The sequence below is a fragment of the Wolbachia endosymbiont of Frankliniella intonsa genome (genome assembly GCF_029856955.1).
In the GTDB taxonomy this organism is placed as follows: domain Bacteria; phylum Pseudomonadota; class Alphaproteobacteria; order Rickettsiales; family Anaplasmataceae; genus Wolbachia.
Genome location: NZ_CP097148.1, coordinates 906,967 through 923,837 on the forward strand (window position 1 = coordinate 906,967; position 16,871 = coordinate 923,837).

General features: G+C 34.7%; 14 protein-coding genes and 1 pseudogene. 12 read left to right on the top strand and 3 right to left on the bottom strand.

Annotated features, from left to right (window positions below; genetic code table 11):
- Nucleotides 1-485: 485 nt before the first annotated feature.
- The 4 genes from topA (at nt 486) to M3L71_RS05100 (ending at nt 4,455) form a co-directional block, all read left to right on the top strand.
- Nucleotides 486-2,936, top strand: a complete 2,451-nt coding sequence (gene topA / locus M3L71_RS05085; protein WP_280143280.1) for a type I DNA topoisomerase — start codon at nt 486-488, stop codon at nt 2,934-2,936.
- A gap of 313 nt (nt 2,937-3,249) precedes the next feature.
- A complete protein-coding gene (locus M3L71_RS05090) occupies nt 3,250-3,597 on the top strand; it encodes an IS630 transposase-related protein (RefSeq protein ID WP_280143264.1) in 348 nt (115 codons plus the stop codon).
- Between the two features lie 28 nt (nt 3,598-3,625).
- Nucleotides 3,626-4,129, top strand: coding sequence for an IS630 family transposase (locus M3L71_RS05095; RefSeq protein ID WP_280144147.1), 504 nt, complete (start codon nt 3,626-3,628; stop codon nt 4,127-4,129).
- Nucleotides 4,130-4,176: 47 nt separating this feature from the next.
- On the top strand, nt 4,177-4,455 hold the full coding sequence (locus M3L71_RS05100) for a hypothetical protein (RefSeq protein WP_280143281.1): 279 nt from the start codon (nt 4,177-4,179) through the stop codon (nt 4,453-4,455).
- Between the two features lie 122 nt (nt 4,456-4,577).
- Here M3L71_RS05100 and M3L71_RS05105 read toward each other — a convergent pair.
- Together M3L71_RS05105 and M3L71_RS05110 are read right to left on the bottom strand one after the other, a co-directional pair.
- A pseudogene (locus tag M3L71_RS05105) lies at nt 4,578-5,435 on the bottom strand (IS630 family transposase).
- Nucleotides 5,436-5,614: 179 nt separating this feature from the next.
- Nucleotides 5,615-8,893 (bottom strand): UvrD-helicase domain-containing protein, encoded by a 3,279-nt coding sequence (locus M3L71_RS05110; RefSeq protein WP_280143282.1) that lies wholly within the window; start codon nt 8,891-8,893, stop codon nt 5,615-5,617.
- A gap of 74 nt (nt 8,894-8,967) precedes the next feature.
- Between M3L71_RS05110 and M3L71_RS05115 the strand changes: the two genes are divergently transcribed.
- From M3L71_RS05115 to M3L71_RS05145, 7 genes are all read left to right on the top strand, one after another.
- Nucleotides 8,968-9,834 carry a 4-(cytidine 5'-diphospho)-2-C-methyl-D-erythritol kinase gene (locus M3L71_RS05115; RefSeq protein ID WP_280143283.1) on the top strand — a complete coding sequence of 289 codons (867 nt, stop codon included), beginning with the start codon at nt 8,968-8,970 and terminating at the stop codon, nt 9,832-9,834.
- Nucleotides 9,835-9,837: 3 nt separating this feature from the next.
- Nucleotides 9,838-10,185: an Mth938-like domain-containing protein gene (locus M3L71_RS05120; protein ID WP_017532635.1), complete on the top strand. Its 348-nt coding sequence runs from the start codon at nt 9,838-9,840 to the stop codon at nt 10,183-10,185.
- Nucleotides 10,179-10,988, top strand: coding sequence for a metal ABC transporter permease (locus tag M3L71_RS05125; protein WP_007302687.1), 810 nt, complete (start codon nt 10,179-10,181; stop codon nt 10,986-10,988). Before M3L71_RS05120 ends, M3L71_RS05125 begins: the two co-directional genes overlap by 7 nt.
- Before the next feature lie 114 nt (nt 10,989-11,102).
- Complete coding sequence (locus M3L71_RS05130; protein WP_280143284.1) at nt 11,103-11,285, top strand: hypothetical protein; 183 nt, start codon at nt 11,103-11,105, stop codon at nt 11,283-11,285.
- 5 nt (nt 11,286-11,290) lie between these two features.
- On the top strand, nt 11,291-12,310 hold the full coding sequence (gene holA, locus M3L71_RS05135) for a DNA polymerase III subunit delta (protein WP_349292693.1): 1,020 nt from the start codon (nt 11,291-11,293) through the stop codon (nt 12,308-12,310).
- A gap of 73 nt (nt 12,311-12,383) precedes the next feature.
- A complete protein-coding gene (locus tag M3L71_RS05140) occupies nt 12,384-12,761 on the top strand; it encodes an IS630 transposase-related protein (RefSeq protein WP_280143286.1) in 378 nt (125 codons plus the stop codon).
- The gene (locus tag M3L71_RS05145) at nt 12,758-13,465 is read left to right on the top strand and encodes an IS630 family transposase (protein ID WP_280144148.1); all 708 of its coding nucleotides are present in this window, start codon (nt 12,758-12,760) and stop codon (nt 13,463-13,465) included. Before M3L71_RS05140 ends, M3L71_RS05145 begins: the two co-directional genes overlap by 4 nt.
- Here M3L71_RS05145 and gltX read toward each other — a convergent pair.
- Nucleotides 13,439-14,788: a glutamate--tRNA ligase gene (gene gltX, locus M3L71_RS05150; RefSeq protein WP_280143287.1), complete on the bottom strand. Its 1,350-nt coding sequence runs from the start codon at nt 14,786-14,788 to the stop codon at nt 13,439-13,441. The two genes, M3L71_RS05145 and gltX, sit on opposite strands and share 27 nt — an antisense overlap.
- Nucleotides 14,789-15,013: 225 nt before the next feature.
- Here gltX and typA point away from each other — a divergent pair, with 225 nt between their 5' ends.
- Entirely contained in the window at nt 15,014-16,843 is a 1,830-nt protein-coding gene (gene typA / locus M3L71_RS05155; protein WP_280143288.1) for a translational GTPase TypA, read from the top strand.
- Nucleotides 16,844-16,871 lie beyond the last annotated feature (28 nt).

The window sequence follows — 16,871 nt, forward strand, 5'->3', positions numbered from 1 at the left end:
GGAATGTGTCATTCCAGTACTCCTTTTCTTGTCATCCCAGTGCTCCGACACTGGGATGACACCTCTCTTAAATTACTTTAGCTACAAATATCAAGAAATTTACCAAGTAGAAAAAAGACAAAAGAACCCCCCCTATTAGCTAGTTGTGACTCCTGAAAATTGGCCTGTCTTAAACAGCCCGTTTCAGCTTATATGGTTAAAAAACTGGAAGTTTTGTAAAGAAATAAGATGCACATAGTGCAAAAAATTAAAAATAAGACGACAACTTCGTTATGCTTTTGTCGTTTAATCTCCACAGACGAAGATAAATAGTATAGCGTTATCCTTATGGTAAGGGAGTTGGGAAAATTTGTAAAGTAGGCTCTTTCATTAGGTTTTTTGCTAACATTAAAACAATTCACTTAAAAAACTGAGAAGACCATTAAAATATTTTTTTACTTTTTATTCTATATATTTCAACATATTACCTTTAAGTACTAATAATTATGGCATTATTGATAGTTGAGTCGCCGGCAAAGGCAAAGACGATAGGTAAATATTTGAGTAAAGAATTCAAAGTGGCTGCATCCTTTGGCCACGTCAGAGATCTGCCAGCGAAAAATGGTTCTGTTGATCCTGATAATGACTTTACCATGAAGTATGAGATTATTGAAAAAGCAGAAAAGTATGTAAAAGAGTTAGTCAAGGAAGCTAGTAAAACATCAGATATATACCTTGCAACAGATCCAGACAGAGAAGGAGAAGCAATAGCTTGGAATGTGATAGAGGCACTAAAGGAAAGAAAAGCAATCAATGATGAAAGCAACATTCATAGAGTAGTCTTTAACGAAATAACAAAAAGAGCAGTGCAAGAAGCTATAAAAAATCCACGTGAAATTAATATGGACTTAGTGCGTGCACAGCAAGCACGCAGAGCTTTGGATTATCTAGTTGGATTTAGCTTGTCACCTCTGCTGTGGACAAAATTGTCGGGAAGCAAATCTGCAGGGCGAGTGCAGTCTGTTGCATTAAAGCTTATATGCGAACGAGAAAATGAAATCAGTAAGTTTATAACACAGGAGTATTGGAGCATAAAGGCAGAAATGCAAAATAGCAAAGATGAGGCTTTTTTTGCTATGCTAAGCCACTATGACAATAAAAAGCTAGAAAAATTTGATATTAAGAATGAAGAAGAGGCAAAGAACTTAGTCAGGGAGATCGAGTCAAGGCAGTATGCTGTAAGCACAGTAGAACGCAAGCAAGTTAAGAGAAACCCGCTTCCTCCATTTATCACCTCAAGTCTTCAGCAAGATGCAGTGAATAAACTGTATTTTAATGTGAAAAATGTTATGCGAGTAGCGCAAAATTTATATGAAGGTATCAATATTGGTGGTGAAACCGTAGGGTTGATAACTTACATGCGTACAGATGGGTTTCATATTGCAGATGAGGCTATAAACTCAATCAGGGGATCAATTAAGTCATTATATGGTGATAAATATTTACCGCAGTCTCCTCGTAAATATGTAAAAAAGGTCAAAAATGCTCAAGAAGCACATGAAGCAATCCGGCCAACTGATATTAATAGAACACCGGGTAGTATTAAGGATTACTTAACGCCAGAGCAATTTAAATTGTACGATTTAATCTGGAAAAGAACCATCGCAAGTCAAATGGAATCGGCGATTCTTGATCAAGTGGTAGTTGGAATTAGTTCTATTGACCAGAAAGTGATTCTGCGAGCAAGTGGATCAAGTATATTCTTTGATGGTTTTTATAAAGTCTATCAAGATAACATGGAAGCCGAAAATGAAGGCCTGCTACCTGCCATGAAGGAAGAGGAAGCGTGCAAGTTGATTTCTGTTGATCCGAAACAGCATTTTACTCAACCGCCACCTCGTTATAGTGAAGCGAGTATAGTAAAAAAAATGGAAGAAGTCGGTATAGGTCGCCCATCAACTTATGCAACAATTATTTCGGTATTACAAGATCGTGAATATGTTTCATTGGATAACAAAAGATTTATTCCAAGCAGCCGCGGTAAGATCGTGACTATATTTTTGGAAACTTTTTTTCAGCGTTGTGTAGAGTATGACTTTACAGCACAAATGGAAGAAAGGCTTGATTCAATCTCAAATGGACATGCAGATTGGAAAAAAGAACTAGGCTATTTTTGGGTGCCATTTTTTAATCATGTAAATTCTGTTAAGCAAATGACACATGATGAGATTTTTAGTGGTATTCATGATTTGGTAGTCAATTGGTTTTGCTCAGAGGAAGGAAAGGAAGAAATAGGTAAAAAATGTCCTAATTGCTCTGGTGGTATATTGAAATTAAATTTTGGAAAAGCCGGTGTGTTTCTTGGATGTTCTAACTATCCTGCATGCAATCATACAAAAGAAATTACGGGCAGTAATGACAATTCAGAATATCCAAAAAGTTTGGGTATAGATGATGTGACAGGCCAAGAGGTAATGATCAAAAAAGGTCCTTTTGGACTTTATCTGGAGTTTAATAGTGAGTCAGAAAAGAAAAAAAAGATTTCTGTACCAAAAGATATAAATGTTAATGATATTGATCTAAATACCGCCACTCGATTACTTTCCCTGCCGAAAATAATCGGAGAACACCCAGAAACTGGAAAGGAACTAAAAATAGGTCTTGGACGATTTGGGTACTATATTCTCTATGATGGTCGATACTTTTCTCTTAAAAAAAGCTCTAAGGAGGTATTAGACACACAATTAAACGAAGCTATACAAATTATTGAGAGCAGCCCACGCAAAGAGCTAAAATCTCTTGGTTTTAATGAAAAGGGAAAAGAAGTTTTTATCTGCAACGGTAGGTACGGATTCTATATAAAATGCGGTAAAACAAACGTTGCTTTGGGCAAGAATGCAGATATTGAAAGTATAGATCTGAAGAAGGCTTTAGAGTTAATTAAGAATAAAAAGTAGACTTCTTTCATAACCATTCTTTATATGTTCTTTATTGTTGTTCCAGCGCTACACGCTGGAACTGAGAAAAAAAAGAGCCTGAATTACAAGAAAGAAAATATTCAGATAACGAGAAAGTTGTCACCTGGTTAGCAGCTACAGTCGTGTGACGCAGACGTGCTACCAGGAAAATAGTCTCTATCAGAGTTAAGCTTTGCTTGCAAAATGAAAAGTAAGACCAGCTTCTATACCGTGTGTGTGAAAAAAGCCATTCTGTATGGTATAGTATTTCCCAAAGCAAATGATAAAGGTATAACAAAGTATTTGAGTTATAATGGCATATAGTGTGGATTTAAGGGAAAAGGCAGTATTGATGATAGAAAAAGGGAAGACAAAGGTTGAGATAGCAGAGCTCATGGAGATAGGAATAGCAACTCTGTACCGCTGGTTAAAAAAGAAAGCTGATGGTGAAAGCTTAAAGCCATCTAAAAACGGTAGCTTTATTCGAAAAATAGACCCAAAAATACTCGAAGAATATGTTACAAAGAATCCAGATCATACTCTGGCAGAGATGAAACAAAATCTTGGATTTGGAATAAATTCAATTTGGTATAGACTAAAACAGCTAAAAATTACTTTAAAAAAAAGTCACACTATATCAAGAGCGCAATCAAGAAGATAGGCAGCAATTTATTGATAAAATCTCAAAAATAGAACATTCCAGCATCTTATATATAGATGAAGCAGGAGTTGATAATAAGTTATACCGAGAATATGGACGTGCTCCAAGAGGAAAGAAAATTTATGCAGATATTCCAGGGAGAACTCGAGAGAGAATCAGTATAGTAGCCGGGTGGATTGGAATGAGATTTATTGCACCAATGACTTTCAAAGGTGGGTGTGAAAAAGAGGTATTCAATATATTGTTGGAGAAGATGTTATTACCTAAATTGCCACTTGGCACAACCATAGTTATGGATAATGCTACATTTCATAAGACCACTAAAACAAAATCATTAATAGAGTCTTTTGGCTTTCATGTGCTGTATCTTCCAACATATTCACCAGATTTGAATCCCATAGAACACTGTTGGCATACCATCAAAAGCCGCCTCAGACCTCTAATGTATAAATGTACAGACTTACAACTTTTGGTTGGTAATACCATAATGGAAATTTATCCATTCATTTTAGAAAATACTATACAAAACTAGAGGAAGAAAAAAAAGGTCTGTTAGCTGAAAAGGGAAATTTGTCAATTGTGAAAGAACAGTCACAAAAACAACTACTGTTAAATAATCAAGAGTTACTGAAATTGAAAAAAGAGAAGAGAAATGTTGATACAGAGTCAGAAGGTATGAATAAAAAAACTAAAGTACAAGCAAAAACTAAAGAGGTAGATAAAGTTATTACAGTATCTATTGCAAAATCAACTACTTATTCTATAATTTCAAAGAGTTTATCTAAGCTTCGCGGGAATGAGGATCTCAAGAACTTTTTATCTAAGAAAAATGAGGAGTTGAAAAAAAAGTTTTCCTGAATTTAAAGAAAAACACTTTTGCCATAACGTGCTTAAGGAAACTATACAATCTCTACCATATCAAAATGGTTATAAATTTAAAAGTGATAAGTTATAGCTCTTTTCATAATAGTCCGGAAAGTTCATAGAAAAGCAGAATCAACAGCATGACGAAAAGATGTGAATAGAGGGATGTTTTTCCTAGCTCTATTTTTTATAGCAAACCAATGATGCTCAATTTTATTGAAATCTGGGGAATACGTAGGAAGATACAAAATTTCAGCACCAACTTCTTTAGCAAGTTCAGTAATCTTATTAGACTTATGAAAAGTAGCATTATCAAGGATAACAGTTTGTCCAGGTTCCAAAATAGGTGTCAAAAACTGCTCAAACCATTTATTAAAGATATCCATATTACAATGGCCCTCAAATGTTAACGGAACAACTATTTTTCTACTATTTAGAGCTGCAATCATGCTAATTCGTTGAGTTTTCTTTCCAGATTTTAGGGCATAAAATCGCTGTCCTTTCTGAGAATATCCATAGGGATAGTCTTCGGTATTATCAATACCAGATTCATCTATATATACTAAGTTTTGAGGTTCTTTCGTTGCTATAATTTTCAAAAATTCAGCACGTTTTTCTTCATTCCTTTCTTTGTATCCATATGTCTTTTTGCGTGTGAGTCCAATTTTTAAGAGCTAGATGAATCGTTGGGATACTAACATTACTCCAAAGCTTAGCCATTTCCGATAGAGTTTTTCCACCATGTTTTTTTGGCAAATTCAGTAAATTTATTCCAGTCGGTAATTTTATGATTATAACCTCCATTTCCAAGTTTTTTCGACTGAAAATCTCCTGTTTCTTTTTTTTCTTTGCTGCCACTCCCATAATGTAGTTCTTCCAATTTTAAATCTTGCTGCTACCGTTTCTCTGCTTTCCCCTTCGTCTAGTACCTCCATTGCTTTTTTTCTTAAATCATAACTATATGCTGCTGGCATACTTACCTTCACTACTATAAACTCTTATTTTAAACCGTTTGGACCATTATGAAAAGAGCTATAATAATCAGGAGCAAGGTATAGCTAATGTAGATCCTTCATCTTTACTTAATAGGGTTGTTATAGAATTCGCGAATAATAAGGGCTTGAAAGGAGTTTATTTAACACTCCCTTTGAGTTTAGATCAAAGATTGTAAGGTTAAATCTTCCATCCAAATAACCACGCACTCTACCTGCTTATCTGGGTAGACTTCTTGCACTAAGGTTTTATAGATCAACATTTGCTTTTTTATTTCATTTGATGAGGAAATAGAAACGTTATGGTGTGATTTATAGTCAATTATGATTGCTTTGTCTTCTGTTATGCACAGTCTGTCTAGCCGCACTAATAATGGTTTTCCGTCAATTGTTCCACTAAGTGGAATTTCTGATTTGCCCTCCAAGTCGAACAGGTAATCATATTTTTCATTAAAGGTTAATATTTTGCTGTAAATTTCATCCTTATCTTCACTAGTGTTTATGCTATCAAGATATTTCCTAACCCAATTTTTTCTCCTGTCTTTCTCTATCTTGGGCATATATTGCAATATACTGTGAATTATTAAGCCTCTTGCATAGCTGTCTTTCGTCCCAATGCTCCTTTTTGTCATTCCAGCATTCTCATCTATCATCCCAGTGCTTGACACTGGGATCCAGGCATTTTTTTCTCCAGGTTCCAGCGTCACGTGCTGCAATGACATTGATAGGTTTGATGGAGGTGAAATCACTGGAACATCAAAATAATCACGTTTTTTATAAATAGAAGGGTAGTTTGCATTCATGCATAGCACTTCAACTTTTTCTTTAAATATCGGCTGTAAGTATATTTTTTTTCTCTCATATAATGCTCCATATTGAATAACTAGATCATACCAAGAGCCCTTTTGCACTGGCTCTTTGCCTAAAATGTATAACTCATCTTCAGCACGCGTAAGTGCCACGTACAGCAAACGCAAATATTCGTTATAATCCTCTAGTTTTTTCTCTCTTTTTACTTGATTACAATAAGCATTACTATTTTTGCCACACCAAAATGGTGCTTCCGTTGCATCAAACAAAATATTTTCGCTGTTTCTTGGTACTGTATTTGTGTCAACTAAAAACACTATTGGAGCTTGTAGACCTTTTGATTTATGAATTGTCATTATTCGTACAGCATTGAGTTCTGATTGCATATCGTTTTTAATCTCAGGATTATTTTCTTTGATCCACTGAACAAATGCTTGAAGAGATGGGTGCTCAAATTGCAATACGAGGTTCATAAATTCGTCTAGAATCTCGAAGCACTCAAGACCTAGCCTTGCAGCAAATTTCTTTTTACCTTTGCGTAATATATGCGTGAATAACGTAAGAGGGGATTTTGTCTGAGATAAGTTAATCAGATAGTTTAATTCGCTATAAATAACCTCATGATAATCATGAATTTTTTCCCACAATGACTGCTCTTTACGATTATATGCAATATTGAATAAATCGTTCTCAGTAAAGTTAAATAGCGGTGATTTCAAAACATTTGCAAGAGCAAGATCATTTGCCTGGAGGAGCAAAAATTCAGCTAAAGCTATTAAGTCCTGCACAGCTATGTAATCCATAATTCTAAAATAATCTCGGCCTATAACTGGTACATTTACTTTTTTTAGTTCACTTATTATGTAGTCAACTAGCGCATTTCGTTGCCGTACCAAAATCATAATGTCCCTTGGTTCTATATGGCAATCTTTGGTGACTAAAATCCGCCCTTCGTTTAACCAATTGTGAATTCTTTGGGCTATTGCCTGAGCAAGTAATCGATTCTTTACTACATAATCTTTCCTCTGTGTTAAATGAATTTGTAAGGCTTGCTGCTCTTCCTCTTCATATCCTGTCAGTAACGGCCAAATTTCAATGTATCCTTGATCGTTTTCTCTATATGGAATATGTTTTATCTTGTTATTATTGAAAGATATTTCTTCACGAAAATTGTTAAATATTCTGTCTACAAGCATCAAAACTTCTGGAGTTGAACGAAATGACTTTTCAAGTTGACATGATAACCAATCTCTACCACCGGTTTTCGTGTGAAAATATTGCTGCATGTAATTAAATAGATGGGGATTTGCTCCTTGAAATCTGTAAATTGATTGTTTTACATCGCCAACAACAAATAAAGTTCTCTTTTCATCACTGCCGGTAAAAAATTCATCGCAGAGACTTGTTATAATTTTCCATTGACTAATACTATTGTCTTGTGCCTCGTCAACAAGAATGTGGTCTATTTTTTGGTCTAGATTAAACAATATCCAATCTTTATTGCCTGGATTGCTAAGGAGATTTGTTGCTGAATTGATGATATCATCATAATCAAGCAGTGCATTCTTTGATTTTTCATTATTATATAGATCAACATATACTTTAAATATACTAAGTAAACTACTGGTTCTTCCGAATATTTGATAAGAATTTATGTCCTTTGCATGGGTAGACAATGCATTTTGAATGCTTTCTATCATTTGCTCTACGTCTTCAAATTTTTCCAAAGCACCCTTTGTTATAATGGATGATATGCTCTTTTTTTCGTACGACTCTGATTTGAGAAATACTTTAGCTAAGTTCTCTATCTTGTTATCATCCCAGTGCTTGACACTGGGATCCATATTTCTTTTTTTCTGGATCCCAGTGTCAAGCACTGGGATGATAACATTTGGTACGGACGATTTTGTGCTATTACACCAATCATAAAGTATCGCACTGTAACTCTGATCTCTTTTGCTTCCCTTACTTAATATTTTAGCTAATCTTTTTATCTGCTCAATCGTTTCATTCTGTAAATTGTCAATCTTGTCTGGGACGATTAGTTTATCTTTTATATATCCTAAATTATTTTCTAGAGCTGATCTCTTTATACATAAGGTATAGAGCAAATCACGCAGCTTATTTTCATCAATTTCAGCTGCAACGATATTGATATCGTCCTGCACAGTTTCATTATGAAGCGTTTTTTCAAATACGATGGAATGCAATTCTTTACATTCGCTCAACGTACAATTTGGAGCGATACCAGCTTCTGTAGGAAAGCTGGAGATTAATTTGTAACAAAAGGCGTGTATAGTTTGAATATTAAGACCAAGATTTTCCAGTTCAGAAAAAAGCCTTCTTGCTCTTGTTAAATAATCTTTATTTTCTCTGGTCACACACTGGGCTAATTGTTCTAAATCTGTGACCAATATACCCTCTGGACATATTGCCCACTTACTAAGTGTACTGTAAATGCGATCCTCCATTTCATTTGCTGCAGCATTGGTAAATGTTAAGCAGAGAATATTTCTCTTATTCTCTAATAGAAGTCTTAATACTCTGTCTATTAAGATCTTTGTTTTACCTGTACCAGCTGATGCACTTACCCATACAGAGAAGTTAGGATTTATGGCATTTGATCTCATTAGGAGTGTATAAAGTTTGACTGAAGTGGCATTTCAAGTATAGTAAATAAGATAGTGTTAGTGAAGATATACAGATGGAAAGTTTTTGTGTAAAGGCTCCTGCAAAGATCAATCTTTTTTTACATATTATAAATAGAGAAGAAAGAGGGTATCATTTAATTGAAAGTTTGGTTGTCTTTGCTAAACTTTCAAATTTTTTAGAGATAAAAGTAGGAGAAAAAAACTTTAGATATGATAAGTCTACAGTTCAATTTGTAAACTCTGAGTTTAAAATAAATTATCGATATAATACTATAACGAAAGCATTGAGTCTACTGCTTAGGTACGCTCCTATACGAACTAAAGTCACTGTAAAGGTTATAAAAAATGTACCAATTGCTGCAGGATTTGGTAGTGGTTCCTCAGATGCTGGAGCTGTGATACGCACGCTAGGAGAGCTGTGGGATATTGATAGGCAAATTTTAAGTGATATAGCTTTAAGCGTTGGTGCTGATGTGCCTGCAAGTGTAGATAGTAAGCCAGTTTTTGTTAGAGGTGTTGGTGAGGAATTATGTCCCATTAAACAATGCTCTTTACCCATAAGTCTTGTACTTGTGAAACCAAAAAAAAAGTTTTTGAATACATCAGAAGTATTTTCCAAGTATAAAGAGGATTTCTCTAATCCAATTAAGTGGAGTGATAACACTGAGGAGAATTTGTTAGAGCTTCTTAAAGAGACAAAAAATGACCTTCAAGAAGCAGCAATAGGTTTTGTACCTGAAATTCAGAATGTAATATCAACACTAGAGTCACAAGAAGGCTCTATACTTTCTCGTATGTCAGGTAGTGGTGTAGCGTGTTTTGGAATGTTTGATAGTGAAGAAAGTGCAAAAGCTGCAGCGGCAAATATCAAAAAGGAATATCCAGAATGGTGGGTGTGCGACACGGAATTAATGGTTTGATTTATGCCCTTAATTTCCAAGAAGAAAAATCTTATAGATGGTTACAGGGAAGAAAGATTTTGGGTAAATAATCAAGAATATCATGGCTCAATTATAATTTTTCCTGAAAAGGTGATTAAATTGAAAGAAAGTGATATAAATAACAAGGAGTATTTTAAATCTTTTTTAACAGAGGAAATAGAGATTTTGATAATAGGTACTGGTAAGATACGCGATTGTTCAATGAAGTCTTATCTTATGGAGCAAAAGAATTTAAATTTTGAATTTATGACGACGGGTTCTGCATGCAGAACCCATAACGTTTTAATATCTGAAGATAGATTTGTTGTCAGTTATCTGATAGCATGTTAGAGATATTTACACAGAGTTTTTTTATAAACAGTCTAATTGCGGTAATTATGATTAGCCTAGTCACAGGAGCTCTAGGGTCATTTATGATATGGCAAAGGTTATCGTATTTGGGTGATAGTTTGTCCCATTCTTCATTGCTTGGTATTGCACTTGCTTTGATCTTTAATATCAGCCCATCGGTAAGTATAATGCTCATTGCAATTATGTTTGCTATACTACTTTCTCTTAATTTTAATAAATTATACTCTGCTGATACGATATTGAACATAGTTACCAATGTAGTTTTATCATCGAGTTTAATACTTATGTCTTTTCTTCCATCAGGTAATAATAGTATTATTAGCTCACTTTTTGGTGACATATTAATGATTGACCAAAGTAATATAATATCAATTTTTCTAACCTCCGTAATAGTTACTTTGATATTAATATTTAGATGGCGCTATTGGCTGATGATTTCGATTAATCAAGATTTGGCAACAGTTGAGAAAGTACATGTTAATTTTGTTAGGCTAGAATTTTTGATTATACTCGCTATCTTTATTGCAATTTCTGCTCAATTAATAGGAATATTACTCATTGCTGCATTTTTGTTAATACCTGCTGCATCAGCAAGACTCATTTCAAAAACTCCAATGCAAATGATTATTGTTGCAACAGTTTTTTCTGTGATTTCTGGAGTATCAGGTTTGATATTATCTGCAAGTTTTGACTTATTAACTGGACCTGCAATTATACTTATCGCAGCTGTGTATTTAATCATTGCTTATTTTATAAGATTGGTGTTAAGTAGATCGACTTAATTTTGGTCTCGGAAGTTCATAATTCATTAACAAATGAGTGTAACTATCTGAGCGTAAAGTAGTTTTTGCTACGTTGTTTTTATGTGCTGATTGTTAATTTGTGGAGTGAAAGATATGGCCGAAGGATTTTTTTCTAGATATATAGGACATCCTATAAAAAATTTTTATAATTATGTTACGGGAAAGAAAGAAGTGTCTGATGATATGCAGAATACAGCAAATCAAGAAAGCTCAGAATTGTTGGAAACTGATGTGCAATCAAATGATGTACCACCAAATAGTGATCATATAATATAGATGGCATGAGAATCACGCCATCTAAAGTTAAAAAATTCCTTGAGAAACCCGATACTTTAAGTGGTGTATTAATTCATGGGAGTGACAATAGTAAGGTCGATATTTTTGTACAGAAAATAATTGCCAACTTGAATGAGTATTCAGTTCAGGTGATGGATTTTGCAGTAGTGAATAAGTCGCCTTGCTTGTTATTTTCCGAGTTGGCAAACATTTCGATGTTTACTAAAAAAAGGTTAGTTAAGCTGATAAATATCAGTGGAAGTATATCTAAAGAGTTAAGAAACATATTGGATCATAATGTATGCGATCATTATATAGTAATGATAGCAAATGATCTTCCATATAGTTCTACAACTAAAAGTTATATGGAAAGCTCAAAAATTTTCGGTGTCATTACCTGCTATAAGGACAGCGGTAGTAATCTTTGTGATATTATATCAAGTTACTTGAAACAAAATGATATAGAGTGCACAAGTGAGATAATCTACCACTTCCAGTCTTATTTTAATCATAGCAAACTGCCTATATATTCAGAGCTTGAAAAATTAGTTTTATATCTAGGAAAAAGAAAAGATCTTAAACTTGCTGATATAGATCTATGCTTTTCAACCTCCGGCAATGATTATGTTACACTTGATAATCTGTGCTCTGCAATAGTGAGTAAAGACATGGGACAATTCATCAAAATTTCCGATGTATTGATATTACAAGAGAATTTTTCACCGATAGCATTAATCCGTATTATATCAAATTATTTTCTACGGCTAGAAAGCGTTTTGCTGTTAATACAAAATGGAATGAATGAACAAGCTGCAATTGACCAGCTGAGTCCTCCATTGTTCTTCAAACAATTGCAGAGTTTTAAATCTCATTTGAAAAGTTTGCAACTTTCAGAACTTAAGAAGATCTTAGAAAATTTGATGAGCTTGGAAGTGACCTGTAAAAGAACTGACTTGGACCATAAAATGATCTTTCAGCATGAGATTAACTATTGGTGTTATTCGTTCAGCAGAGTAGTAAAATAAGGTAGACGAGAAAAAACAACTATAGTATTTCCCAAAGCAAATGATAAAGGTATAATAAAGTATTTGAGTTATAATGGCATATAGTGTGGATTTAAGGGAAAAGGCAGTATTGATGATAGAAAAAGGGAAGACAAAGGTTGAGATAGCAGAGCTCATGGAGATAGGAATAGCAACTCTGTACCGCTGGTTAAAAAAGAAAGCTGCTGGTGAAAGCTTAAAGCCATCTAAAAACGGTAGCTTTATTCGAAAAATAGACCCAAAAATACTCGAAGAATATGTTACAAAGAATCCAGATCATACTCTGGCAGAGATGAAACAAAATCTTGGATTTGGAATAAATTCAATTTGGTATAGACTAAAACAGCTAAAACTTACTTTAAAAAAGTCACACTATATCAAGAGCGCAATCAAGAAGATAGGCAGCAATTTATTGATAAAATCTCAAAAATAGAACATTCCAGCATCTTATATATAGATGAAGCAGGAGTTGATAATAAGTTATACCGAGAATATGGACGTGCTCCAAGAGGAAAGAAAATTTATGCAGATGTTCCAGGGAGAACTCGAGAGAGAATCAGTATAGTAGCCGGGTGGATTGGAATGAGATTTATTGCACCAATGACTTTCAAAGGTGGGTGTGAAAAAGAGGTATTCAATATATTGTTGGAGAAGATGTTATTACCTAAATTGCCACTTGGCACAACCATAGTTATGGATAATGCTACATTTCATAAGACCACTAAAACAAAATCATTAATAGAGTCTTTTGGCTTTCATGTGCTGTATCTTCCAACATATTCACCAGATTTGAATCCCATAGAACACTGTTGGCATACCATCAAAAGCCGCCTCAGACCTCTAATGTATAAATGTACAGACTTACAACTTTTGGTTGGTAATACCATAATGGAAATTTATCCATTCATTTTAGAAAATACTATAAATGTTGTCATGAAAGTAGCTGACACTGGGGGTCCAGAAATATGGGATATGTATAGAAGTTATTTTAAAATGCAACGTTTTGGCGAGATTATGGATTCCAGTGTCAAGCACTGGAATGAAAGGAGCAGAAACTGGAATGACAAGAAATCTAATATTTTCACATTTCCTGAACAATGCTTATTGGTGTCATTCAAATACATTCGGTGCATTTAAACCTTTTGTATGATTTTCTTCTAACCTTGCAACAATGCTCTCTCTACCGATAAAAATTAATAATTTAGCGAGTTCTGGACCTGTTTCTGTTCCTGTTAAAGCGAGGCGCAACTGCATAAATAGATCTTTTGCCTTTATATCAACTGTCTGTCGAATATTTTTAACCCACTCTGATAATGTGTTTTCATTACAATCACCTTGAGGTAATGTGCTTAGCGCTATTTTTATAAATTCTTTATTAAGAACCACAGGCTCTATATTGGATTTACATACTTGCCACCATTTGGCCACCTCAGAAAACCTGTTTATGTTGTTTCTTATAAAATACCAAAACTCTGAACCAATTTGACTTAAACGATCTTGCACCATTTCAAATGGCATTTGTTGCAGCACTTTGCTATTTAGCTTATACATTTCACTCAAGCTGAATTGTAAAGATGCTGAGCTAAATTTTTTGATATCAAATGAGTCAATTAAAGGCTGCATATCAACATGAGCTTCTATTGGATCAGATGTTCCAAGTTTTGCTAAATAGCTAATTAGCGCCATTGGTTCAATCTCATCTTCTCTTATGAACTTGACATCCAGCCCGCCTTTCCGTTTCGATATTTTGCTATCATCAAAGTGTAGTAGGGGAAGGTGGGCAAAGATAGGAATTTTCGCTTTTAATGCTTGAATCATTTGAATCTGAACTGCGGTATTAGTTACATGATCTTCCCCACGTACAACATGGGTTACATTAAAGTCAACATCATCAATGACAGAAGGTAGCATGTACGTATAAATTCCATCTTCTCTTTTTACTACAGGATCGCTGATATGAATTGTTGCAATATTTATTTCGCCTTTAACTTCATCATTCCATTTTACAGTTTTATTTCTATCCAATTTAAATCTGAAATGTGGTTTTCGTCCTTCTTGCTCATAACGAATTTTCTCTTGCTCAGTTAAAAGCAACGCACCTTTATTGTAAATAGGGGGAAGTCCTTGTTTTAACTGCAATTTTCGTTTAGTGTCTAATTCTTCTCTTGTTTCATAACATACATAAATATGACCTTCTTTCATTAACTGTAAGAACACCTCGTTATAGCTCTCAAAACGCTCTGATTGCTTAAAACTTGAATTCCAATTTATGCCAATCCATTTTAGGTCTTCTATGATATTATCTACATATTTGATATCTGAACGCTCAAGATCAGTATCATCAAAACGTAGTAAAAATTTTCCATTTTGATTACGTGTGTACATCCAACAAATGAGTGCAGTGCGTATGTTTCCTACATGTAGGTGGCCAGTTGGGCTTGGAGCGAATCTTGTTAGCATTTAAATGATTACTTTAGTTTATTTTAATTTTATATAAATGTACTGCTAAAGCAAGATTCTTCTTCTTTGTCTTGGTGTTAGTTGCTACAAAGTACAGCGAACATGAAACCTTTTTGTTAGAGTTCCATGATCTGCCTAAAATACTCTGAAAGCACGGCTTTAGTTATTTACTCTAAATATATTATACGTATACTTGTTATTAAATTAAATTTGAAATGATAAGAAATGAGTGAATTTAAATCAATCCGCAATATTGCAATAATTGCACACGTTGACCACGGAAAAACTACTTTACTTGATAACATGTTAAAACAAAGTGGCACGTTTCGTGAGAATCAAGAAGTTCAAGAACGAGTGATGGATAGTGGTGATCAAGAACGTGAACGTGGGATTACAATACTTGCAAAATGTACGTCAATAATGTGGGGTGATAAGAAAATCAATATCATTGATACACCAGGACATGCGGATTTTGGTGGAGAAGTGGAAAGGGTGCTCTGCATGGCAGATGGTGTATTACTACTGGTTGATGCTGCAGAAGGTCCAATGCCACAGACTAAGTTTGTGTTGTCAAAAGCACTAAAGGCAAATTTAAAACCGATTGTGATAATCAATAAGGTTGATCGACCAGACAGCAGAATTGATGAAGTACTAAATGAAATATATGAGTTATTTTTTAACCTTGATGCAACCAACGAGCAACTAGATTTTCCAGTACTCTATGCTTCAGGTAGAAATGGTTGGTGTGCTAAGGAGCTATCTGATGAGAGAAAAGATTTAAGCCCATTATTTTCAACGGTGATAGATTACATAAAACCTTCCGTTTATGATCAAAATGCACCTTTTGCTATGCTGGTTACTTTACTTGAATCTGATAAATTTCTTGGCAGAATATTGACAGGAAAGATTTACCAAGGAATCGCGCAAGTTAACTCAGATCTTAAGGTAATTGATCTTGATGGTCAAGTGGTTGAGCGAGGGAGATTAACTAAGTTACTCTCATTTTCTGGCTTAAAACGCGTTCCAGTAGAGCAAGCTGTAGCTGGTGATATCATTGCCATTGCAGGACTTGAGAAAGCTTCAGTTTCAGACACTATAGCAGCACCAGAAGTTACAACTGCGATCAGCTCAACTCCAGTTGACCCGCCAACAATGGGGATTACTATAAGCGTGAATGACTCACCTTTTGCTGGGCAAGAGGGAACAAAACTTACCTCAACTGTTATAAAAGATCGTTTATATGCAGAAGCAGAAACAAACGTTGCAATTACTGTAACTTTGGCTCCAAGTGGTGAAGCATTTGAAGTAGGTGGACGTGGTGAGTTGCAGCTTGGGGTACTGATTGAAAATATGAGAAGGGAAGGTTTTGAACTTTCAGTTTCACGGCCTCGAGTGCTGTTTAAAGAAGAAGATGGCAAAAAACTTGAACCTATAGAGGAAGTAGTAATTGATGTAGATGATGAGTATAGTGGAATCATCATGGAAAAACTTAGCTTTCGAAAAGGTGAAGTAAATGACATGAGACCTTCTGGTAGTGGAAGAACTAGGTTGACATTTTTAGTGCCATCAAGGGGATTAATTGGCTATCAAGGAGAATTTTTAACTGATTCTCGCGGCACTGGTATAATCAACCGTTTATTTCACAGTTATGCTCCACATAAAGGTTCAATTTCCGGAAGGCGTAATGGGGTTTTAATTTCAACAGACAAAGGCGAAGCAGTAGCGTATGCAATTTTCAATCTGCAAGATAGGGGAATTATGTTTGTTAAGCCACAAGATAAGGTATATTGTGGTATGATTGTCGGTCAGCATAGTCGTGACAATGATTTAGAAATAAATGTACTTAAAGGTAAGCAATTAACAAACGTAAGAGCTTCAGGTAGCGATGAAGCTATAAAGCTTACTCCACCAAAAATAATGACACTGGAGGATATGATAGCATATATAGACGATGATGAATTGGTAGAAGTAACTCCAAAATCTATACGTTTGCGTAAGAAGTTCCTCGATCCGAATGAACGTAAGCGTGCAGGAAGGGCGAAGAATAAGGAGTAATAAACGTTCCTGATAAAAATCTGGATGA

Excerpts from the sequence above, each read along its gene's own strand:
- M3L71_RS05140 (WP_280143286.1), top strand. The coding sequence starts at position 12,384 with ATGGCATATAGTGTGGATTTAAGGGAAAAGGCAGTATTGATGATAGAA.
- gltX (WP_280143287.1), bottom strand. The coding sequence starts at position 14,788 with ATGCTAACAAGATTCGCTCCAAGCCCAACTGGCCACCTACATGTAGGA.
- M3L71_RS05115 (WP_280143283.1), top strand. The coding sequence starts at position 8,968 with ATGGAAAGTTTTTGTGTAAAGGCTCCTGCAAAGATCAATCTTTTTTTA.
- M3L71_RS05125 (WP_007302687.1), top strand. The coding sequence starts at position 10,179 with ATGTTAGAGATATTTACACAGAGTTTTTTTATAAACAGTCTAATTGCG.
- holA (WP_349292693.1), top strand. The coding sequence starts at position 11,291 with ATGAGAATCACGCCATCTAAAGTTAAAAAATTCCTTGAGAAACCCGAT.
- M3L71_RS05130 (WP_280143284.1), top strand. The coding sequence starts at position 11,103 with ATGGCCGAAGGATTTTTTTCTAGATATATAGGACATCCTATAAAAAAT.
- M3L71_RS05090 (WP_280143264.1), top strand. The coding sequence starts at position 3,250 with ATGGCATATAGTGTGGATTTAAGGGAAAAGGCAGTATTGATGATAGAA.
- topA (WP_280143280.1), top strand. The coding sequence starts at position 486 with ATGGCATTATTGATAGTTGAGTCGCCGGCAAAGGCAAAGACGATAGGT.
- M3L71_RS05120 (WP_017532635.1), top strand. The coding sequence starts at position 9,838 with ATGCCCTTAATTTCCAAGAAGAAAAATCTTATAGATGGTTACAGGGAA.
- typA (WP_280143288.1), top strand. The coding sequence starts at position 15,014 with ATGAGTGAATTTAAATCAATCCGCAATATTGCAATAATTGCACACGTT.
- M3L71_RS05110 (WP_280143282.1), bottom strand. The coding sequence starts at position 8,893 with ATGAGATCAAATGCCATAAATCCTAACTTCTCTGTATGGGTAAGTGCA.